The organism is Methylobacillus methanolivorans (genome assembly GCF_054588515.1).
The window spans coordinates 141,435-162,454 of record NZ_BAAILT010000001.1 but is presented as its reverse complement, the minus strand read 5'-3'; the positions used below and the strand labels follow the sequence as shown (position 1 = coordinate 162,454).

24 protein-coding genes are annotated in these 21,020 nt (G+C 52.7%); 15 read left to right on the top strand and 9 right to left on the bottom strand.

Translation table 11 applies throughout. The features are described 5' to 3' along the window. Positions 1-131: 131 nt before the first annotated feature. The 3 genes from LG202_RS00740 to LG202_RS00730 all read right to left on the bottom strand — a co-directional run bounded on the left by LG202_RS00740 (position 132) and on the right by LG202_RS00730 (position 2,555). Positions 132-443, bottom strand: a complete 312-nt coding sequence (locus LG202_RS00740; protein ID WP_230346527.1) for a DUF2322 family protein — start codon at positions 441-443, stop codon at positions 132-134. After that, complete coding sequence (gene coq7, locus LG202_RS00735; RefSeq protein ID WP_230346526.1) at positions 440-1,060, bottom strand: 2-polyprenyl-3-methyl-6-methoxy-1,4-benzoquinone monooxygenase; 621 nt, start codon at positions 1,058-1,060, stop codon at positions 440-442. Before coq7 ends, LG202_RS00740 begins: the two co-directional genes overlap by 4 nt. Before the next feature lie 64 nt (positions 1,061-1,124). Beyond that, complete coding sequence (locus tag LG202_RS00730; RefSeq protein ID WP_459724108.1) at positions 1,125-2,555, bottom strand: S41 family peptidase; 1,431 nt, start codon at positions 2,553-2,555, stop codon at positions 1,125-1,127. A 197-nt stretch (positions 2,556-2,752) separates the two neighbouring features. Between LG202_RS00730 and LG202_RS00725 the strand changes: the two genes are divergently transcribed. The 5 genes from LG202_RS00725 to LG202_RS00705 all read left to right on the top strand — a co-directional run bounded on the left by LG202_RS00725 (position 2,753) and on the right by LG202_RS00705 (position 6,261). Next, complete coding sequence (locus LG202_RS00725; RefSeq protein WP_230346525.1) at positions 2,753-3,040, top strand: Rdx family protein; 288 nt, start codon at positions 2,753-2,755, stop codon at positions 3,038-3,040. A gap of 132 nt (positions 3,041-3,172) precedes the next feature. After that, positions 3,173-3,970: an EAL domain-containing protein gene (locus tag LG202_RS00720; RefSeq protein ID WP_230346524.1), complete on the top strand. Its 798-nt coding sequence runs from the start codon at positions 3,173-3,175 to the stop codon at positions 3,968-3,970. Positions 3,971-4,088: 118 nt separating this feature from the next. After that, positions 4,089-4,604 carry a hypothetical protein gene (locus tag LG202_RS00715; protein ID WP_230346523.1) on the top strand — a complete coding sequence of 172 codons (516 nt, stop codon included), beginning with the start codon at positions 4,089-4,091 and terminating at the stop codon, positions 4,602-4,604. Between the two features lie 124 nt (positions 4,605-4,728). Further along, entirely contained in the window at positions 4,729-5,343 is a 615-nt protein-coding gene (locus tag LG202_RS00710; protein ID WP_230346522.1) for a superoxide dismutase, read from the top strand. A gap of 15 nt (positions 5,344-5,358) precedes the next feature. Beyond that, on the top strand, positions 5,359-6,261 hold the full coding sequence (locus LG202_RS00705) for a ZIP family metal transporter (protein WP_230346521.1): 903 nt from the start codon (positions 5,359-5,361) through the stop codon (positions 6,259-6,261). A gap of 53 nt (positions 6,262-6,314) precedes the next feature. On the opposite strand, the gene LG202_RS00700 is transcribed toward LG202_RS00705, so the two are convergent. Beyond that, on the bottom strand, positions 6,315-6,824 hold the full coding sequence (locus LG202_RS00700) for a C40 family peptidase (protein WP_230346520.1): 510 nt from the start codon (positions 6,822-6,824) through the stop codon (positions 6,315-6,317). Positions 6,825-6,982: 158 nt separating this feature from the next. Here LG202_RS00700 and LG202_RS00695 point away from each other — a divergent pair, with 158 nt between their 5' ends. The 6 genes from LG202_RS00695 (at position 6,983) to LG202_RS00670 (ending at position 13,743) form a co-directional block, all read left to right on the top strand. Then, entirely contained in the window at positions 6,983-7,318 is a 336-nt protein-coding gene (locus tag LG202_RS00695; RefSeq protein WP_230346519.1) for a hypothetical protein, read from the top strand. A gap of 30 nt (positions 7,319-7,348) precedes the next feature. Beyond that, positions 7,349-9,028: an AarF/UbiB family protein gene (locus tag LG202_RS00690; RefSeq protein WP_230346518.1), complete on the top strand. Its 1,680-nt coding sequence runs from the start codon at positions 7,349-7,351 to the stop codon at positions 9,026-9,028. A 150-nt stretch (positions 9,029-9,178) separates the two neighbouring features. Then, on the top strand, positions 9,179-10,600 hold the full coding sequence (locus LG202_RS00685) for a circularly permuted type 2 ATP-grasp protein (RefSeq protein WP_230346517.1): 1,422 nt from the start codon (positions 9,179-9,181) through the stop codon (positions 10,598-10,600). A 4-nt stretch (positions 10,601-10,604) separates the two neighbouring features. Beyond that, complete coding sequence (locus LG202_RS00680) at positions 10,605-11,561, top strand: alpha-E domain-containing protein (RefSeq protein ID WP_230346516.1); 957 nt, start codon at positions 10,605-10,607, stop codon at positions 11,559-11,561. 12 nt (positions 11,562-11,573) lie between these two features. Beyond that, the gene (locus tag LG202_RS00675; RefSeq protein ID WP_230346515.1) at positions 11,574-12,359 is read left to right on the top strand and encodes a transglutaminase family protein; all 786 of its coding nucleotides are present in this window, start codon (positions 11,574-11,576) and stop codon (positions 12,357-12,359) included. A gap of 157 nt (positions 12,360-12,516) precedes the next feature. Further along, positions 12,517-13,743: a hypothetical protein gene (locus LG202_RS00670; RefSeq protein ID WP_230346514.1), complete on the top strand. Its 1,227-nt coding sequence runs from the start codon at positions 12,517-12,519 to the stop codon at positions 13,741-13,743. Between the two features lie 37 nt (positions 13,744-13,780). Here the strand turns inward: LG202_RS00670 and LG202_RS00665 are convergent, their stop codons facing one another. Continuing rightward, positions 13,781-13,987 (bottom strand): hypothetical protein, encoded by a 207-nt coding sequence (locus LG202_RS00665; protein WP_230346513.1) that lies wholly within the window; start codon positions 13,985-13,987, stop codon positions 13,781-13,783. Positions 13,988-14,114: 127 nt separating this feature from the next. On the opposite strand from LG202_RS00665, the gene LG202_RS00660 reads away from it, so the two are divergent. Further along, positions 14,115-16,034, top strand: coding sequence for a peptidase U32 family protein (locus tag LG202_RS00660; RefSeq protein WP_230346512.1), 1,920 nt, complete (start codon positions 14,115-14,117; stop codon positions 16,032-16,034). Here LG202_RS00660 and LG202_RS00655 read toward each other — a convergent pair. Next, positions 16,031-16,648 (bottom strand): TetR/AcrR family transcriptional regulator, encoded by a 618-nt coding sequence (locus LG202_RS00655; protein WP_230346511.1) that lies wholly within the window; start codon positions 16,646-16,648, stop codon positions 16,031-16,033. The two genes, LG202_RS00660 and LG202_RS00655, sit on opposite strands and share 4 nt — an antisense overlap. A 114-nt stretch (positions 16,649-16,762) precedes the next feature. On the opposite strand from LG202_RS00655, the gene LG202_RS00650 reads away from it, so the two are divergent. Then, entirely contained in the window at positions 16,763-17,503 is a 741-nt protein-coding gene (locus tag LG202_RS00650; protein ID WP_230346510.1) for an SDR family oxidoreductase, read from the top strand. 32 nt (positions 17,504-17,535) lie between these two features. After that, on the top strand, positions 17,536-17,772 hold the full coding sequence (locus LG202_RS00645; RefSeq protein ID WP_230346509.1) for a DUF2798 domain-containing protein: 237 nt from the start codon (positions 17,536-17,538) through the stop codon (positions 17,770-17,772). On the opposite strand, the gene LG202_RS00640 is transcribed toward LG202_RS00645, so the two are convergent. After that, the gene (locus LG202_RS00640; RefSeq protein ID WP_230346508.1) at positions 17,733-18,725 is read right to left on the bottom strand and encodes a helix-turn-helix domain-containing protein; all 993 of its coding nucleotides are present in this window, start codon (positions 18,723-18,725) and stop codon (positions 17,733-17,735) included. The genes LG202_RS00645 and LG202_RS00640 overlap by 40 nt on opposite strands. 156 nt (positions 18,726-18,881) lie before the next feature. Here LG202_RS00640 and LG202_RS00635 point away from each other — a divergent pair, with 156 nt between their 5' ends. Beyond that, positions 18,882-19,343, top strand: coding sequence for a hypothetical protein (locus LG202_RS00635; RefSeq protein WP_230346507.1), 462 nt, complete (start codon positions 18,882-18,884; stop codon positions 19,341-19,343). On the opposite strand, the gene LG202_RS00630 is transcribed toward LG202_RS00635, so the two are convergent. Beyond that, positions 19,335-19,652 carry a DUF1971 domain-containing protein gene (locus tag LG202_RS00630; protein ID WP_459724101.1) on the bottom strand — a complete coding sequence of 106 codons (318 nt, stop codon included), beginning with the start codon at positions 19,650-19,652 and terminating at the stop codon, positions 19,335-19,337. The two genes, LG202_RS00635 and LG202_RS00630, sit on opposite strands and share 9 nt — an antisense overlap. Then, a complete protein-coding gene (locus LG202_RS00625; protein ID WP_230346505.1) occupies positions 19,649-20,644 on the bottom strand; it encodes a 2-hydroxyacid dehydrogenase in 996 nt (331 codons plus the stop codon). Before LG202_RS00625 ends, LG202_RS00630 begins: the two co-directional genes overlap by 4 nt. Positions 20,645-21,020 lie beyond the last annotated feature (376 nt).

The following is a 21,020-nucleotide window of genomic DNA, read 5'->3' as shown; positions in this document are numbered from 1 at the left end:
ATTAATTATGTGAATAATTTATTAAAGAAAATAACAACTATTTACATTATTGATTGCAATTAGATATGCGGCGCTGAAATAGCGGCAATAAAAAAGCCCCGCATGGCGGGGCTTTTTTATTGGTGATGAGATTAGATAACTCTTACGCTGAGTGGTTGTTCTGCCTGAATGATCTCGAATAGGCGATCAATATTGGGATGCTTGCCTGGGTTGGCTTCGGCGTCGGCAGTATGTTCCGCATAAATCTCCAGCCCGTCACGGGCTGCGGCAACATTAATGCTGCCATATTTCTTGTATAAATGATGGTATACCTTGATTGAGCCTTGGCTACCAGGCTTGTTCTCGATCGTGGCTGCAATCGCGCCTTTGGTATCGAGTAGTTCGATTTTTTGGATATGGTCGCTGGCTTCAAGGCCAGCCAGGATTGTACTGAATGTTGTCATAGGTGATAGGTCGTGGTTGTCATGATGGTGGAAAGGAGTTGCATGCCGGTCTTAACCGGGAAGGGTAGAGCGGCTGCGCCTTGTGCAATCGCCTGTTGCGCATGCCCGGCTTCGTCAGCTTGCATTTGACTGACAATGGCGCGGCTTTTCTGGTCATGCGCAGGCAATGTTTCAAGATGTCGTGCTAAATGGGCACCGACTTGATGTTCTGTTTCCGCCACAAAGCCTAGATTCCAGCGGTCGCCGAGCGCGCCTGCGAGCAGTCCTAAACCAAAGGAACCACCGTAGAACAGTGGATTGAGGAGGCTGGTATGACTGCCTAATTCCTTGATGCGTTTCTCGCACCAGGCAAGATGTTCGGTTTCTTCCTGTGCCGCATTACGTAATACTGCTGCTGTAGCGGGATTGCGTGCCGTGATAGCCTGCCCGTTGTACAAGGCTTGTGCACAAATTTCACCGGTATGATTGACCCGCATCAAGGCAGCAGCATGCTGCTTGTCTTGCTTCTCGGTGAGTGTTTCGGCTAGTGCTTGGCCTGGATGGGCGCGCTGGCTGTTGGGTGTGGCCAACAAGGTGCGCAGGCTTTTGTCGAATTCGATGATCAGTCGGTCTAGCATGGTGGGGTGGGTAGTGCGAGGTTAATAGCAAAACAGGCCGCCTGATGGCGGCCCGGGTAAGCGTTTATTTACGTTGAAGGATTTGCAGGCCCTTGAGCAGGTTGAGTGCCTGGTTGAACTGGTAGTCGGCCTTGGAGCCTGGTTCAATCGGCCCAGCTGGCGTTGCTGCCTTGTCTTTTTGATCCTTGCTGTCAGGTTCTGCAGGCGTCGCTGGTTTGCTGTCTTTTTCTTCAGCAGGAGCTGGTTGCACGATAGGTGCCTCTTCCGCTTCCTTGGGGTTGCTCAAGTGACGGCTCAGGTCTGCCTCGCGCAACATGGCAGCATGTTCCTGTGAGTTGACAGTTGCTTCTTCTACCAGAATGTCAGGCACGATGCCCTTGGCCTGGATGGAGCGACCCTTTGGCGTGAAATAACGAGCGGTTGTCAGCTTGATGGCCGCGCCGTTATTCATTGGCAGGATGGTTTGCACGGAGCCTTTACCAAAGGTTTGAGTACCCAGGATGATGGCGCGCTTGTGATCTTGCAGAGCACCCGCCACGATTTCGGATGCGGATGCAGAACCACCATTCACCAATACGACCAATGGCAAGGTCTTGAGGTCGGCGGGTAGGTCACGCAGGTAGTCAGCACGAGCGCCACCACGTACGTAGTTTTCAGGGTTGGCGGTCAGGCGCATCTTGGCTTCTTCACCACGACCTTCGGTATAAACCACCAGTTCGCCCTTGGGCAGGAAGGCGGCAGAAACACCGACACCAGCATTGAGCAGGCCACCGGGGTTATTACGCAGGTCAAGGATCAGGCCCTTGAAGGCTTCCTTGTTCTGCTCGCGCAGGGTTTTGATGGCTTTGGCCAAGTCCTCACCAGTATGTTCTTGGAACTGGGTAATGCGGATATAGGCGTAACCAGGTTCGGATAGCTTGTACTTGACGCTCTGCGTTTTGATAATAGCGCGGGTTAATACAAAGGTTAGTGGCTTGGCCTCACCCTTGCGTAACACGGTCAGTGTAATCTTGGTATCAGGCTTGCCGCGCATGCGCTTGACGGCATCATTCAACGATAGGCCTTTTACTGGTGTGTCATCCAGCTTCATGATGAGGTCGCCGCTCTTGAGGCCGGCCTTGTAGGCAGGGGTATCCTCAATCGGGGCGACTACCTTGACGAAGCCATCTTCCATGCCGACTTCAATACCCAGGCCGCCAAACTCGCCCTGGGTACCAGCTTGCAAGTCCTTGAATGCATCTGCATCTAAGTAGGCTGAATGAGGGTCCAAGCCAGAAAGCATGCCGTTAATGGCTTCGGTGAGGAGTTTCTTGTCTTCTACAGGTTCTACATAGTCGCTCTTGATCTTGCCGAATACTTCGGCAAATGTGCGTAGGTCATCCAGTGGCAATTGCGGCTTGGTTTCCTTGTCCGCAATGGCGGAATAGCTCAAGCTCAGCATGACACCAAGCAACGGGCCTGCGACAATCAAGCCGATCTTTTTAAGTTTGCGCATGTAAAACAATTCCTCGATGGAAAAACCAGAATGGTTGAATACTAACGATTATATTGTGAAGATGGGGAGCGACGAGCCCATTTTCCGCTATTTATCTTGTCATTGCAAAGCGATGCAGAGTATCGCACAGTCATTTTTTGATTTTCAATCACTTGAGCGCTAAATTTCTTTAATTTTACATATGGAGCCATGCACTGATGAGCTTGTCCAAGTTACCCGAAGTAGAAATCGAATATTGCACGCAGTGTCGCTGGTTGTTACGTGCTGCCTGGATGGCGCAAGAGCTGCTGACAACCTTCGATTCAGACCTCGGGCGCGTCAGTCTGGTTCCTGGGACTGGTGGGATTTTTGACGTGAGGTTGAATGGTGAGCTTTTATTCTCGCGCAAGGAGCAGGAGCGCTTTCCGGAATCCAAGGAATTGAAGCAATTGATCCGGGATCGTATCGATCCAGAGCGTGACCTGGGTCATAGTGACCGCAAGTGAATGTCTCAGATTTATTGTATTTGACGAGGGTGAAATAATATCCGACTAAAATAGTTGGAAATAACACTTCAAATGTAAATTGTTCTCATTTATGATGTTTCCTGACAGGGATTTTGTGGAAGGTTCATCAGCATGAATGCATTTAATCAATCTGAGATGGGGGCGTTGCTACTCGAGCGCGAGGTCGAGCCATGCGACTTGCTTCCTCATGAGTTGCTTGATGTGGTCATGGCGCGCCAGTTCGGTACGGATTACCAGCCTATCGTGGATGTGCAATCCACCGAAATGCTGGGCTACGAGGCGCATGCCCGTTTCTGGGCCCGTAATGGGCGGCCGCTGGATGCCCACAAGTTGCAGGCCAATCTGCGCAAGAATCCGCTTTTACTGTTTCATCTGGAGCTGGAATTGAAAAAGCTACAGATTGCCAAGTTTCCAGGCGAAGGCTGGCTGATGTTGAATCTCGACATGGAGAGTTTCTTTGCGGGGGGAGAGGATACAACCAATCCTTTTCTGGCATTGTTTGGGGAGCATGCCTGGTCCGAGCGTGAGATTGTCATCAATGTGATGCAACACCACAGCATGCACGATGCTTTCCGTATTCATCACATGATGGATTTGTTGCAACAATCGGGCACTTCGGTGGCGCTTGAAGATGCCGGGCTCTCTTGGGGTATGTTTTCACTCAGTGCTTTTCTTGATGCCGTGATCGTCAAGTTCAGTAGCCGCGCCTTGCTGGAACTGGATGACAAGGCTGCCCAGGCTATGGTGGATTGGTTGGTGAGTGCGGCGAGAAAAATAGGCGTACAAACCTTGATGACGGATGTCGATACCTGTGCAGCCCTTGATTGGGCGCGGAAAATGCGGGTGGATTATGTGCAAGGACGCTTGTTTTCCAAGCATAATCTGCACGTACATTCCCTGCTCAATTAATCTTAATTTTTATCTTGCTGGGCCTTGGCTGCTGATTTTGAAGTTAGGGGAGTTGTGTTGTTTATTTAAATAAATAATAATTACTCTCATTGATATTATTGATAATAAGCAGGCGCATATGAGCCCAGTCAGGCATCAAGCAACTATGTCCGGCACACCTGCCGAAGCCCATGAGAACAGGATTGTTACGTGGGAAAATGCCATGCGCGAGGGTAATCAGGCTTATTCTGCCCAGCAGGATCAGCGTGCCATGAATGAATACCAAGCTGCGCTTGAGCAGGCCAAGTTGCTGTTGAAGGAGTGCGTGCAGGCAGATAAGCCTGTTCAGGTAGCAATAGATACCGTAATGGCTGCCTATGTGGTGTCCCATCACAACCTAGCCAATGTCTATGCCCGTCAGGGTGATATCAATACGGCCGCTTGTCGATTATGCGAAGCCCATCAATGCCTGTCGCGTATTTGTGCTGATCCTGCGATGAGTTGTGCACTACGGGAAGCAGCGCAGCGTCACGGGCGTCGAACTTATAGAGAGTTATTGAACTTTAGCCATCTCTATAGTCAACATCCTTTAGTGACGAGGACTTTGCGTGTCTGCGGTCAATTCTGCAGCTTGCAAGAGCAGCCCTTACATTAAAAATTCTGAAACCCAGTGAGATTTTCTTTGGCAAAAAGCCTAAGATGATCCAGGCAAGCAAACTGTGGTAATCAGGTTCAACAGATTCTCAATTCATTGATTCCAATACCTTAGGAGCGAAATAATGGCATACACATTACCCCCCCTTGATTATGCTTACACGGCCCTGGAGCCGCACATTGATGCGCAGACCATGGAGATCCACCATACCAAGCATCACCAGACTTACATCAATAATGTCAATGCTGCGCTAGAAGGCACAGCATTTGCCGATGAGCCAGTAGAAGCACTGGTTGCCAAGCTGGATAGTTTGCCGGAAAACCTGCGTGGCCCGGTGCGTAATAATGGGGGGGGCCATGCTAACCATAGCCTGTTCTGGAAAGTCATGTCCCCTAATGGTGGCGGCGAGCCGACAGGCGCTGTCGCTGAGGCAATCAAGGCTGACATTGGTAGCTTTGATACTTTCAAGGAAGCCTTTACCAAGGCAGCCCTGACGCGCTTTGGTAGTGGCTGGGCATGGTTGTCAGTAACACCGGAGAAGAAACTGGTAGTAGAGAGCAGTGCCAACCAGGATAGCCCGCTTTCCCATGGCAATACGCCTATATTAGGCCTGGATGTATGGGAGCATGCCTACTACCTGCGCTACCAGAATCGCCGTCCGGAATATGTTGGTGCATTCTTTAATGTCGTTAACTGGGATGAAGTGACACGTCGTTACCAGGAAGCCTTGTCTCAATAAGCACTGGAACCTGCCATGAACTTCCCTTTCATCATCGCCAACCATCGACAAAAACTCTGGCTGTGGTTGCTCGTCCTGGCCGGACTGGGTTGCGTCCTGTTGCTGGTGCAATTGTGGGGTGATTGGGGGCAGGCTGCTTGGCGTGTGCCGCAGGTGCGTGATGCTTTCTGGGGCGGATCAGCAGCAGCGCTTGCAACCGCTGCTGGAACATTGCCGGTTCTGTTCTGGAAACAGTTGCCTGATCGCATCATGGATACCTTGTTTGGCTTTGGGGCAGGTGTCATGCTTGCTGCCAGTGCATTTTCCCTGATTGTGCCTGGCATTGAGGCGGCTCAGGCGCAAGGGGCTAGCGCATGGGGTGCTGCCTCCATTGTAGGGGGCAGCATTATTATTGGTGCTGCATTGTTGCTTGCCTTGGAGCGCTGGGTGCCACATGAGCACTTCATCAAGGGCATGGAGCGCGAGAATACCTTGGCATTGAAACGTACCTGGTTATTTGTATTTGCGATTGCCCTGCACAATGTACCGGAAGGCTTGGCGATCGGTGTTGGCTTTGCAGGAGGTGATGTCGTGCGCGGCGGTGCCTTGGCGACTGGCATTGCTATCCAGGATATTCCAGAGGGCTTTGTGGTGGCAATGGCCTTGGCAGTTGTGGGTTATTCGCGGCGGACGGCGATCACGATTGGGATGGCGAGTGGCTTGGTTGAGCCAGTCGGTGCGGTATTAGGCGCTGCGATTGTAAGCTCTTCAGCCTCATTGTTACCTTGGGGCTTGGGTGTGGCTGCAGGTGCAATGTTGTTTGTAGTAAGTCATGAGATCATTCCCGAGTCGCACCGCAAAGGACATGAAGTATTTGCAACTAGTGGTTTGATTATCGGTTTCGTGTTGATGATGATGTTGGATACAGCACTCGCTTAAATCCTGGAGCTAGGTGGCTTCAGGACTACAGTCCCGTAGGGCTAGGTTGCTAGCTAGTGGTTACTTTCCATACGGCGAGCGCCGTTGAAGCGTTTTGACCAGTAGTTATCCGTCATGTCTACGACCTGTACACCACCGCCAGAACTGGGTGCATGAATGAATTTATGGTCGCCCAGATAAATCCCTACATGAGAGAAGGCTGATTTCAAGGTGTTGAAAAACACCAAGTCGCCAGGCTGAAGTTGCTCTTGCGGGACCGGTTGGCCTAGCTGGCTAATGGCTTTGGCTCCATGCGGCAACGTCATGCTGGTGGATTGCTGGAATACATAACGCACGAAGCCGCTGCAATCAAATCCCGTTTCCGGGGATTTTCCGCCGTAACTATACTTGATGCCTGTCAGGCTTAAGGCATTGATGAGCACTTCCTGTACAGATTCCGTCCAGGTTTGAGTTGCCTCAAGCGCATCCTGTTGGAACTGCTGTATAGCGGTGCGCTCGCCTGCAAAGGCAGGCGTGTTGCCGAGCAATACTAATGCAGCAAAAATGGCAGGTAGTTTCATCATCGCTCCCGATTCTATAAGTTTGTTTTCGGTTCTGTAAACCAATTCTTTAAGAAAAGTGGGAAACTCCAACACCTAAAAACCTGTCTTGCAATAAGAGAAGGCAAGCATTTGGCTTGGTGTAGAATGACTTCATTAATGTTGGAATAAGGCCTGTCATCATGAGCCCTAGCACTTATTCACTGATACATAAATTACAAACCAATCTAGACGATGCCAGACGGCGGGAATTGCTGCATCACCTGAGCCCTGAGGAAATGGAGCAAACGTTGGCAGAATATGCCAGCCACTTCCGCCTTGGCGCGCGCGAACGTGCACGCTTGTTGGCCGAATCAGTGGCCAGGCGCATTCACGGTACCAGCCATCGCTTGAAGCGTGCTGGTAAACAAGCAGTCAAGCATGTGGGCGTTAAAGTGGCACATGCTGCCAGTCATAAACTCATGGAAGTTGCTGCTCGTATCGAGCAGCGCGCTGATCGCTTGGATCAAGACGAATAATACAAACGTAAGTTTTTCCCCGGGAACATTATGCTGCGTGAAACGATTTCGGTAATGCGTGACTTCAAGCGTGTGCGTGCGATTGCTCGCATCCTCATGCATTACGGTTGGGGCGATATTGCAGAGCGCTTGGGCAAGCGTAGTTGGTTGCGTCGTGCAGGCAATGCACTTAATTCAGAAGCTTCACGGGAGGTGATGCAGCTGCCTTCTGAAGTTCGCGCACGCATGGCATTGCAAGAGTTGGGTCCGACTTTCGTCAAAATGGGACAGGTGTTGGCCACGCGGCCAGATATTTTTCCGCCTAATTGGATAGAGGAACTATCCAAGTTGCAGGACCAAGTGCCTCCGGTGCCATTTGAGGAGATGCTCCCTGGTTTGCAGGAAGCGCTTGGCAAGTCGCCATTTGAGGTATTCCGCGATTTTGATACGACGCCTGTGGCTGGGGCGTCAATTGCCCAGGTCTACCAGGCCAAGTTGCAGGATGGCACGCCGGTGATCCTCAAGCTGCGTCGGCCAGGCATACAAGAGAACATTGATGCCGACCTGCGCCTGTTGCACCATATTGCGCGCTTGATTGAGGCCGAAGTGGAAGAGGCAAAGCGCTTTAACCCCACAGAGATTGTCGATCAGTTTTCCAAGTCATTGAAGCGCGAGCTGGACTTAGCATTGGAAGGCCGCAATACCGAGCGTTTTGCCCGCAATTTCTTGAATGACAAAACCACCAGTTTTGCGAGGATTTACTGGGATTACACCAGTGAAAGCGTGCTGGTGATGGAAAAGATTGATGGCATACCGGGCAATAGCCTGCAGGAGGCACGCCAGGCAGGAATGGACTTGCCATTGCTGGCTGCTCGCGGTGCCGATGCCGTGATGAAGATGGTATTGATTGATGGCTTTTTCCACGCTGATCCGCATCCTGGCAATATTTTCTTCCTGCCCGAGAACAAGATTGCCGTGATCGATTGCGGTATGGTCGGGCGCATCAGCATAGACCGGCGCAATGAGATTGCCGATCTGCTTGCTGCTTTGGTGTCACGCGACATTGATACCCTGCGCGATATCCTCATCGCCTGGGCAGGCCATGCAGTTGTTGATGAAGATAAGCTGGGGGCGGATGTCGATGAGTTCATCTGCACCTATGACAATGCGCCACTCAAGCATATTAGTTTTGGCATTCTCTTGAATGACCTTACGACCATCATGCGCGAGAATCACCTTTCGGTGCCGCCTGATCTTACTATGCTGTTCAAGGCATTGATTACGCTGGAAGGCCTGGGACGCCAGCTAGACCCTGATTTCCAGATCGTCAGCCATCTCACTCCTTTTGTAAAAAAGATCATTATCGAGCGCTACATGCCCAAGACCTTGTGGCGCAAGGGCACTCGTGGGTTCAGCAAGACAATTGGTGCCGTGAGTGACTTACCTGGCGATGTGTCGCAAGTGCTGAAAGAGGCTGGCAAAGGGCGACTCAAGCTCAATCTTGACCTCAAGCGCCTTGATCACTTCGGGCATCAGTTGGATCACAGTACCAACCGCCTCACCATGGCGCTGATTACTGCGTCATTGATCATTGGTTCTTCCATCGTGATGACTGTGCGCGGTGGTCCAGAATTATTCGGCTTACCCGCGTTTGGCTTCCTGGGGTTCTTTCTGGCTTTCGTCATCGGCATCATGCTGATGATCTCGATCTGGCGTTCAGGCAAGGATTAAGCCGAATAACCAGCATGGTGCTGATGTTCTGACCATGAACACTATTTGCACTATCTTGGTGCAAATAGTGTGAGTTATTCATGATGTTGTTTTTAATATCATGAATAACAAGGATTTTTTAACTGGCATGACCCTTGCGAGAGTAATTGCATGGATACCGCTAAGAAAAAACCTTTTGACGAGATGTTCCTGCAAGACGAAGCGGTCCGGCCTATCTATGCCGAATACGCTGCCTGGTTACAAGGGGTGCCGCATCAGCAACTCGAGAGCAAGCGCCAAGAAGCCGAGCTACTGTTCCGTCGCGTAGGGATTACCTTCAATGTCTACGGCGAGGATGCTGGTGCCGAGCGCCTGATCCCGTTTGATGTCGTGCCGCGCATACTCTCTGCTGGTGAATGGTCTCGCCTGTCCGACGGAGCCATACAGCGCGTCAAGGCGCTGAACATGTTCCTGCACGACATCTACCACAACCAGGACATCATCAAGGCAGGCATTGTGCCAGCCAGCATATTGGCGAATTCGCAATATCGACCAGAGATGTTTGGCGTGGATGTACCCAAGGGCATCTATGCTCACATTGCCGGGGTTGACCTAGTGCGTACGGGCGAAAACGATTTCTACGTGCTGGAAGACAACCTGCGTACGCCTTCCGGGGTTTCCTACATGCTGGAAAACCGCAAGATGATGATGCGCTTGTTTCCCGAATTGTTCCGCCGCTACCCGATTGCACCTGTTGAGCATTACCCCCAAGTATTGCTGAATAACCTGCGTGCCGTGGCGCAGGCCGGTGTGCACGAACCAACAGTGGTGTTGCTCACGCCAGGGGCTTATAACAGTGCTTATTTTGAGCACGCCTTCATCGCTCAGCAGATGGGCATTGAGCTGGTGGAGGGGCAAGATCTCTTTGTGCGCAACAATGCAGTCTATATGCGCACCACAGAAGGTCCCAAGCGCGTGGACGTGATCTACCGCCGCATCGACGATGACTTCATCGATCCATTGAGTTTCCGGCCCGACAGCATGTTGGGTGTTCCAGGCTTGCTGTCGGTCTATCGCAATGGCGGCGTGACATTGGCCAATGCTGTCGGCACCGGCGTGGCGGATGACAAGGACACCTATATCTACGTGCCCGAAATGATCCGTTTCTATCTTGGCGAGGAGCCCATTCTCTCCAATGTGCCGACCTACCAGCTGAGCAAGGCCGATGATCTCAAGTATGTGCTGGCTCACCTTGCAGAGCTGGTGGTGAAAGAGGTTCAAGGCTCCGGCGGCTACGGCATGCTGGTGGGGCCTGCCGCGAGCAAGCAGGAGCTGGAGGATTTCCGCCAGCGCATCCTGGCAAACCCTGCCAACTACATTGCCCAGCCGACGTTGGCGTTGTCGACTTGCCCGACCTTGGTAGAAAAAGGCATTGCACCCCGTCACGTTGATCTGCGGCCATTTGTGCTCTCAGGCAAGACCGTGAGCCTGGTGCCAGGCGCATTGTGCCGTGTGGCCTTGCGTGAGGGCTCCCTGGTGGTGAATTCTTCCCAGGGCGGTGGTACCAAGGACACCTGGATTTTGAAAGATTAATGCCATGCTAAGCAGAACCGCAGATCATTTGTACTGGATGGCACGCTATATCGAACGTGCAGAGAACATGGCACGGGTACTAGACGTGACTTATAACATGTCGCTGGTGCCCAATGCCTCGCAGAGTGAGACCACCTTGTGGGAGCCTGCATTGCAAATTGCTGGCGGCGTTGAAAAGTACCACGAGGAATACGGCGAAGTGACGGCGGCTGGCGTGGTGCGCTTCCTGGCGATGGATACACATAATCCTTCCAGTATTTATTCTGCCTTGCGCAGCGCGCGCGAAAATGCACGTTCCGTGCGCGTCACCCTGTCGGCGGAAACCTGGGAAAACATTAATGCCCTGTGGCTGGAGTTCAGCCAGTTTGTCGGCATGGACCTGATGCAAAAAGGCCTGGGCGAATTTTGCGATTGGGTGAAATCACGCTCCCATCTGTTTCGCGGCGTGAGCTTCGGCACCATGCTGCGCGATGACGCCTTCCGTTTCCTGCGTTTGGGTACCTTCATCGAGCGTGCCGACAATACCGCGCGCCTGCTGGACGTTAAATACCACCTGCTGCTACCCAATGATGCAGAAGTAGGCGGCGCGGTGGATTATTACGAGTGGAGTGCGGTATTGCGCTCCGTATCTGCGTTCCAGGCCTACCAGAAGGTGTTCAATGATGCCATTGAGCCCTGGAAAGTGGCGGAACTGCTGGTGTTGCGTCAGGACATGCCGCGCTCTCTGCACGCCTGCTTCGCCGAAATCACGCCTATTCTCGATCAGGTGGGCGGCCTGCACAGCAACGAATGCCGCCGCCTGGCCGGCGAGCTACACGCGAGGCTGCGTTATGGCCGCATGAACGATATTTTCCAGGAAGGCCTGCACGAATTCCTCACTGATTTCATTATGTCCAACAACAATCTTGGTGCCGAGATCCAGCGTACCTTCCTGAATGCGCCGATCAACAGCCTCGAGTGAATGGAGCATGCCATGCAATTGACGATCAACCACCGTACGCATTATCTCTATACCGATATTGTCAATTACACCATCCAGAAGCTGCGCCTGACGCCGCAGGATGGCTTCGGCCAGCGCGTCAAGCGCTGGGAAATCCGCGTCAATGGCCATTTGCAGCGACACGACGATGCCTACGGCAATGCAGCGCACCTGCTGGTGCTGGATACCCCGCACGAAGAGATCAATATCCTGGCAACCGGCGAAGTGGAAACCGGCCTGGATACCCCGCCTGCGCAAGATATCCTGCCGCGAGAGATTTACCTGCGTCCGACACCGTTGACTGATACGGATGTAGCCTTGCGTCAGTTTGCGGTGCAGTTCAAGGATAAGGTGCTTGATGAGAAAGTGTTGGAAGAGATGATGCATGCCATTGTCGACCAGGTGCCTTATGAGCGTGGTATGACCAATGTCGATACCACGGCGGCAGAAGCCTTCCGCAGCGGGTGCGGTGTTTGCCAGGATCATGCCCACATATTCATTGCTTGTTGCCGTTACCTGGGCATTCCCGCGCGCTATGTCAGTGGTTATCTATTCAATGATGATGGCAGTTTGCTGGAAAGCCATGCCTGGGCCGATGCCTGGTTACCTAACGGTTGGGCGAGCTACGATGTCTCCAACCGCCGCCGCGCCAATGGCGTGCATGTGCGCCTGGCCACCGGCCTGGATTATCGCGATGCCTGCCCGGTGAGTGGCATGCGGGTGGGTGGGGGGCTGGAGACGATGAGTGTAGGGGTGCAAGTCGACCAGGCGCAACAGTAGTCGCTTTCAAGCAAGCATTGCTAGCGGCTACATCTGATTGCCGTACTTGGTGTACTGTCTGCGCAGATGTGCCTTGCAAGCTCCAGGTCGCATCGGCCTAAGCTCATTTTTCAACGCTGTGCTCTTCAATGCTCGTTCTGAGGTGTGAGAAATAATCATGAATTCATTGCAGTTCCCCCGTCATGGGGATAAGGAAAACTCGCCATTTTTCGAGGAATATCTCGTCAAGCTACTGGAGGAGCGGGACGCGCTGGGCCTGACGGCTCTGGTGCACGAGATTGATGCACTGATGATCACGGTGGACCCCGGGCATTCAGTCAAGTATGTGGCTGAGTTATGCTTCATGACGTCATATCATTACCTGGTGACGCTGGAAAGTGAAACGCACCTGACGCATATCTTGCGCATTGACCTCAACTCGCCGGATATCCTCGTGCGCGAGGTGAAAGACCCGAACCTGCGCGGTATTTTCCGCAGCCTGAATGAAATCTACCCGGTCGGTGCGAAGAAGCCTAATAGCCGATATATGGGCGAGATCATCCGTGTTGATAACCTGCACGATGTGGTCAAATTGCAGCAGGAACGCGAGTTTCGCTTTTTTAGCCAGGATGAGGTGCGCAAGCTGGAGCTGCCGGGTAACCTGGCAGTGAGCAAGCCCTCACCTTACACGCATAACATTGTGGCTTATCTTGAGCGTAAGCCCGACGAAATGCGCGTGTATGCGCTGGGAGTGAGCCGGATTGATAGTGAAGTGCAGCTGGCTTATGACGCGGCCAAGACCTTGCAGCAAAAGCTCGACTTTGGCGATTTGCTCTTGCCAATTGATCACCTTGCTACCCGTGTTTATAGCCAGAACCGCGAAGTGGCGATTCTGGAATACCTTTCCTGGTCAAGTTATTATTTCTGGGGTGCGTACAACATCTTTGACCAGAACTCTTCTACCAACGTTACCAAGAGCGCGCACGGCTTGCCGGAGTTCAAGAGCCCGGCCAAAGTGTTTACCGCGAATAACACGCCTTATTTCGTCAACCACCTGGAAAAATTGCCTTCCCCCACAGAGACTTTCGTTCGCAACTATGGCCCGCGCTTGCACCATATCGCTGTCGCGGTGAAGGATGGCGAGCGCAATGGGATTGAACATATTGAATTTGTCGTGAATGCCATTGCTTCGCAAGGACAGGGTTTCCTGCTCGACGTCATTGGTTCGCGTGAAGAGGGCTTGAAGCAGATATTCTCCAATGCCTCCGAGCATTCTTCCTTGATTGTCGAATACGTGCAGCGCTTCGGCGATTTTCAGGGCTTTTTTACCAAAGATAATGTGGCCGTGCTCACCGAAGCGGCGGGGCGTGAGGAAGGCGTGAAGTCAGGGGCATCCTTGGGCTGATTGGTTAAGTGGTTGATGTTAGCCGGTCAACTGCTGCTTAATCATTGCTTACGCCCAGCTTTTTGGCGACAGATAAGGTGAGCAATGAAGCAACGAATAATGCACCCAAGGTCATGAAGCTTTTGTGGATGAAGTCTGAATCCTTGACCCAATCCCAGATCATGGCCACGCCGAGCAGCAGGCTGGCGATGATGCACAGAATACAGATGGTGAAGCAAATATTGCGGATGGTGTTCATGCGCATGACGTCTCTCCCGATGGTGTTGTTTTGACTTGTATCATATTGATGCGCTTGGGCAATCTGGCGCTATCGCTTGCGTGATTATGGTATATTGCGCATCCTTTTGCTATTCGCTTCCATCCTACACATCATGACCCAAAGCCGTCGCCACCTTGAACTGCTAGCCCCAGCCCGCAATGCTGATTACGGCATTGCAGCGATCAATCATGGCGCAGATGCAGTGTATATCGGTGGCCCGGCTTTCGGCGCGCGTGCCAAGGCGGAAAATTCGGTGGAAGACATCGCTCGCTTGGTCAAGCATGCACATCGCTATCATGCCGAAGTGTTCGTCGCATTTAACACTATCTTCCATGATAACGAGCTGGAAACCGCGCGGCAGACGGCCTGGCAGCTTTATGACGCTGGTGTGGATGCGCTGATTGTGCAGGACATGGGCTTGTTGCAGATGGATATTCCGCCTATCCAGCTGCATGCCAGCACGCAGACCGACATTCGTACCGTAGACAAAGCCGTGTTCCTTGACCAGGTCGGCTTCACGCAGATTGTCCTCGCGCGTGAGATGGACCTTAACACCATCCGCCAGGTGGCCGCTGCGACCCAGTGCAACCTGGAATTTTTTATCCATGGTGCGCTGTGTGTAGCGTTCAGCGGTCAGTGTTATATCAGTCATGCCCACACCGGCCGCAGCGCCAATCGTGGCGAGTGCTCGCAGGAGTGCCGTTTGCCTTACACGCTGGAAGACAGCCAGGGTCGTATCCTGGCCAAGGACAAGCATTTATTGTCGATGAAGGACAACGATCAAAGCGCCAACCTGCGCGCATTGGTAGATGCAGGTGTGAGCGCCTTCAAGATAGAAGGGCGCTACAAGGATCTGGCCTATGTGAAAAATGCTACCGCGCATTACCGCCAGTTGCTGGATGAAATCCTGGAAGATACTCCTGGGTATTACCGCGCTTCTTCAGGTCGGCCAATCTACAGCTTTACCCCACAGCCGGAAAAAACCTTTAATCGCAGCACCACAGAATATTTCGTTCATGGACGGGGCGAGGATGTGGGGGCCTTTGATACGCCCAAATTCTCTGGTGAGGAAATTGGTCGCGTGACCAAGGTAGGCAAGGACTACTTTGAGGTGGAAACCTCATTGGAATTGCACAACGGCGATGGCGTATGCTTCTTTGATGTGCACAAGGAGCTGGTGGGCATGCGCATCAACACAGTGCAGGATAATCGTCTGTACCCCAACGAAATGCCGCAGGATATACGCCGCAACATGAAGGTGTACCGCAACCGCGACCAGGCTTTTATGCGCTTGCTGGAAAAAGATTCTGCCGTGCGCAAGATCGCCGTGGAGTTGGTGTTGCAGGAAACGTATGATGGTTTTTCCCTCACCGTTTCGGATGAAGACGGCTTTATGGCTCATGCCCAATGCCAGGCAGAAAAACAGCCTGCGCAACATCAGGAAAAAGCCGAAGCCAGCTTGCGTGAAAACCTTGGCAAGCTCGGCAATACCGATTTTGCAGCGACTGCGATCAGCTTGCAGTTAAGCCAGCCATGGTTCGTGCCAGCCTCGACGATCAATCAGCTGCGTCGCGAAGTAATGGAACAACTGGAAGCTACCCGCTTGATTGGATACCAGCGCCCGCAACCAGGTACTCCTGTGGAACCACCTGCGCAATATCCGCAAGATACCTTGAGCTATTTATCCAACGTCTACAACAAACAGGCGCGGGCTTTTTACGAGAAACATGGCGTCAAGGCCATAGCCGCTGCCTATGAAGCCAATGAGGAGTTGGGTGACGTGCCGGTGATGATCACCAAGCACTGCTTGCGCTACAGCTTTGCCATGTGTCCGAAGGAAGCCAAGGGCGTGATCGGCGTGCAAGGCACGATTACCGCTGAGCCCATGACCCTGATCAGCGGCAAGGACAGGATCAGCCTCAAGTTTGACTGCAAGCGCTGCGAAATGCACGTGATGGGCAAAGTACGCAAGAATGTGCTGCAAATGCCACCACCACAGCCGGTGCAGTTTTTTGCCAAGCGCCCTGCTTAATCTTTATTTCCCGGCCATAGATTCAATACCATTTCCCCCAACGCCAGCAGGTCTTCTCGAGAGGCCCCACTAACGGCCTGTATGCTCATACCCCGGTGGATGGTTGCGACATAGCGGGCAAGGGTGGCCGCATCTGTTCCCTCCGCTAATTCCCCAGCTTCTCTGGCACGCTGCATTCTGGCAATCAATGCGCTTTCAAACCATTGCCTGCGTGCGACCAGCAAGTCCTTGATGGGCTCGGCCTGCGGCCCACAGTTTAATGAGCCAGTATTGACCATGCAACCGTGGGGTGTGGTTAACTCGGTAAGAAAATGCGCACTATCCAGCAATAACTTTTCTACGACTCGATAAGCGGTTGGTTCTTCCAAGGCGGCGCTGACAAATGCAATCGGGCCACTGATGTATTGCTGCAGTGCCTTCTCGAACAATGTCTCTTTGCTACCAAAAGCGGCATACAAGCTGGGTTTGTTGATGCCCATGGCTTCTGTCAAATCCGCGATCGATGTGCCTTCATATCCATGCGCCCAGAAGAGCTGCATGGCAATCTGCAGCGAGGCGTCTGCATCAAACTTGCTGGGGCGTCCGCGCCGTTTCTTTTGATCTGTGATGTCCATACCTGAATCCTCAATAATCAACATATTGTACCACTTGGTAAAAAATATTTGACTACGGAATACGTGTGCATTACTATTTATTTACCATTTGGTACAAAATTATAGGAGAGCAGCATGGGCAACACTCAGCAGGTGGCATTGATTACGGGCGCCAATCGCGGCATCGGATTTGAAACAGCGAGAGCGTTGGGCGAGCAGGGCATTCACGTGATATTGGCGGTACGCGATCTCGCGGGAGGGCAAAGTGCCGCAGAAAAATTACAGGCACTTGGTATCCAGGCGACAGTGGTGTCCTATGACGCCGGAAAACCAGGCAGCGCTACGCAAGTGGCGGCTTTCGTCGAGCAGCATTGCGGCAAGTTGGATATCCTTGTCAATAATGCGGGCATCCTGAAAGAAGACCTGGTGGGCGGCAACAATAGTAGCTCGGTAGAGGCGCAGGTGTTGCGGGACACTTTTGAAGTCAATTTCTTTGCCGTCGTCGAGTTGACCCAAGCATTGCTACCATTGATCCGGCGTTCCCCGGCAGGCAGGATCGTCAACCTCTCCAGCATTCTGGGCTCGCTGACCCTGCATAGCATGCCAGACTCTCCTATCGAACAGGCCAAGAGCGTTGCCTACAATACCTCCAAGACGGCCTTGAATGCGTATACGGTGCATCTTGCGCATGAACTCAAGCATACTGGGATCAAGGTGAATGCGGCCCATCCTGGCTGGGTCAAGACTGCTTTGGGAGGCGAGCATGCACCGATGGAGGTTGAGGGAAGCGGCAAGACCAGTGTCCAGTTGGCCACTTTGCCAGCCGAAGGGCCAAATGGGGGCTTTTTTCATGATGGCGAGGCCTTGCCTTGGTAGGAGTGCCTAGCGTGAAGGCAAGGCGCTTGCATATGAGATACCGCAAGCCCTTGTTTGCCCTGATCATGTCGGCAACTACTTCTTTATTGGTGTCAGCTGTGATCATGGGATTGCGTGGTGTTCCGGCCCAAGTGTTTCTGTCCCAATGGTGCCACGCTTTCATGACGGCGTGGCCAGTGGTGTTCCTGGCGATTGTTTTGATTGCGCCGCGGATAGACCGTTTGCTTGATTACGTCGTGGAAAAGGATAGGGTTTTCGATGCGCGATAAGCGCGAGGAGATAAGCCAAAAGCCTGCTTGAAGCTGCGACTGAAATGCGCCTGGTCGCTAAAGCCCCATTGATAGGCAATTTGGGCAATATCCTGGTGGTGTTGGGCAGGAGCTAGCAGCGCCTGTCGGCATTTTTCCAGCCGACGTTGCCAGACATGGCGCATGGGTGACATATCGTCATCGGTGAACAAGCTGGTGATGTAGCGACTGCTCAGGCCGGTACCATCGACAATTGTTCGCATGTCCAGCCCGGTTTCATGCAGGTGGGCTTCAATGTACCGTTTGACGCGATGTAGCGAGGCGGAGCGGCTGCGGCCAATCTTGATATCGCCAGGGCAGGACTGGGCAAGCGAAGCTGCCAGTAATTCCAGCGCCTGGGGCGCAAGCTGGTTGAATGCTTGTTGGCCGAGTCCGTTAGCATGTTGCGCGACCGAGCGAATAAACCCGGTGCCGATGGCTGGCATGCCCTCCGTACCGACGATGCGGCGTGCTGTGCAATGTTCTACACCTGCTAACTGTCCGCGTAGCAGCGGGCGCGGGATGGAAACGATCAATTTGGAAAAGGCGCCGGGGCTGTGGATGTGGTGCGCACGCGTGGCATCGTATAAAGCCATGTCGCCAGGCTGCAGGAAAGCCTCCCTGCCATGTTGTTCGAGCTGGTATTGGCCTGCGAGCAGGATGACGGCGAAATAGGCATCTTGGCTGCTGTGGCCGCATTCACCTGGGCGACGCTGGATGGTGATGCCGTTGGAGTGAATGATGGAAAGCCGCATCTGTTGCCATGGGTATATCGTCATTTCATTGAACAGTGGTGTTTGGCGGCTGGCACGGATGGCGACATGGGTATATTCCTGGGAAATGGTCTCTTGCAGCCAGTCGTGGCGTAAGTGTGCCGGCTGCTGTTGGGTGCTGAGGAACAATGCTTCCGGGCGTGATGGCGATACGGCTTGCATAGTGAGAGACCTCCAGGATAATGCATGTATGGTAGTGAAAGCTGGTGGTGCGGTAAATCGGCAAAGTACCGTTTTGGACAACTTTTTGTACCGTGCTAGGCAAGATGAGCAACGATGAAGATTCCATAATGTGCCCCGGATGAACGAGGAGCTTATATGGAATCAACAGCAAAAAACGCAGTAAATACCAATATCGTCATGTTAAGGGGCGCTTGCCTGTGGATGATCATGGCGTTGATCCTGGCCTGGTGCATGGTAGGCTTGAATTTCGGCGTACCAGGCCTGCCGGATATTTTTCAGGGCAAGCAAACGCGGATATTGCAGGCGCATATCGATTTCCTGCTGATGTCGGCCTTGATCCTAGGGTATTACGCGACGCGGGTGCCATTTCCTTGGCATGTGCGTTGGGCTATGGTGGTGGGAGCGTTTACCAACTCTAGCCTGTTCCTGTTGATGGGCATATTTCCTTTGCTGGATAAGGCCGAGCCGCCGCAACATTTGGCGCAGCATTTGTTTCAATACTATTTGTTCGCGAGCCTGATTACTACCAGTTATGGATTTGGCAAGGGTGCGGTACTGATCTTGAAATCCACCTTCTCGCGTGACAATTCAGCTTGAGGGTGCAGGTGTCATTTCTCGGTAAAATTCGACATAAAACCTGCCGGGGTGGCTGAATGCTACCCAGTGCACGATCTCCGGCAGGATAACGATGCTGTCGCCCGCATTGGCGATTGCCGATGCCTGGTGTGGCGGAGCGAGGTGGTAGGTCACTTGCCCCTCCAATACATGCAGTAGACCCCAGACACCGGCTTTGGTTGAGTGTTGTGATTGCAGGGCCGCAGGCAGGTTCTCGGGAGTAAAGTCCGGCGTGCGCTTGTAGGCCTGCAAGCCCTCGGGTAATTGGTGTGGGATCAAGTCCATGCTCATGCTTCCAGCCTGACCAGGTTTTGCGGCGTGCCCGTTGCCCATTGCTCGATATTGGACAAGGTGGTGCTGGCAATGGCATCCAGCGCTTCACGTGTGAGGAACGCCTGATGCGCAGTGATGATGACGTTGGGGAAGGTCAGCAGGCGCGCCAGTACGTCGTCTTGCAACGGAAAATCCGATAAATCCTCGAAGAACAGGTCCGCTTCTTCTTCATAAACATCTAGCCCCAGGTAACCTAGATGGCCGCTTTTCAAGGCATCAATCACTGCAGGTGTATCCACTAATGCGCCGCGACTGGTATTGATCAGCATACTGCCACGCCGCATGTGGGCGAGTGAGTTAGCATTGATCAGGTGATGCGTTGCTGGGCTCAGCGGGCAGTGCAGGCTGACAATATGCGATTGTGCCAGCAATGTATCAAGATCGAGATAGCATGCTCCTAGCGCGATAACCTCCGGGTTGGGGTAGGGATCGTAGGCTAGCACCTTGCAGCCAAATCCCGCCATGATGCGGGCAAATGCTGCGCCTATCTGCCCGGTGCCAATCACGCCTACGGTCTTGTTGACGAGATCAAAGCCGGTTAGGCCGCGCAGGCTGAAGTCGCCTTCGCGCGTACGGTTGTAGGCACGTGTCAGGTGCCGGTTCAAGGCGAGGATCAGCGCTACGGTATGTTCGGCAATGGCATGTGGTGAATACGATGGTACTCGGGCGACTGCCAGCCCTAGTTTCTGCGCGGCTTCCAGGTCAATATGATTATAGCCTGCCGAGCGAAGTGCAATCAGCTTGGTGCCGCCAGAGGCTAATTTCTCTAGCACCGGAGCAGATAAATCATCATTGATGAAAGCACAGACGACTTCCGCTCCAGCGGCAAGCACCGCGGTATCTGTAGTGAGCTTGGGTTGCTGAAAAATGAATTCCGCATTCTGGGGCTTGGGAAATGCGAGAAAGCTCTCCCTGTCATAGGCCTGGGTGCTGAAGAAAACGATACGCATGGGGTTTCCTTTACATGGGATATCTGGCTTGATTAAAGCATCAATCAATATCAGCGCCAAGTTTCAGCGTTTAGGGATAGGCGGTTACAGGCTACTGGAAAAAGAAAAACCTCCCACAAGGGGAGGGTGGATACATCCAGTGTTCAGGGAAATGTGCGGCGAATAAACTTCGCTTCGAGTTGTTATGCAGGTAGCCCTAAAATTTTCAGGGCTTCTACTAGTAATGACACGTGAGCGCGGAAAAAGGACACCCCAACGTGGAAGTAATTTAATAAGTTGTTGTTTTTAAATGGTGTGATTTGTACATCAAGTTGTAACACTAGTGTGGCGAAATATGACGTCATCAAGACGATTTCATGACACCCGTTTTAACTGG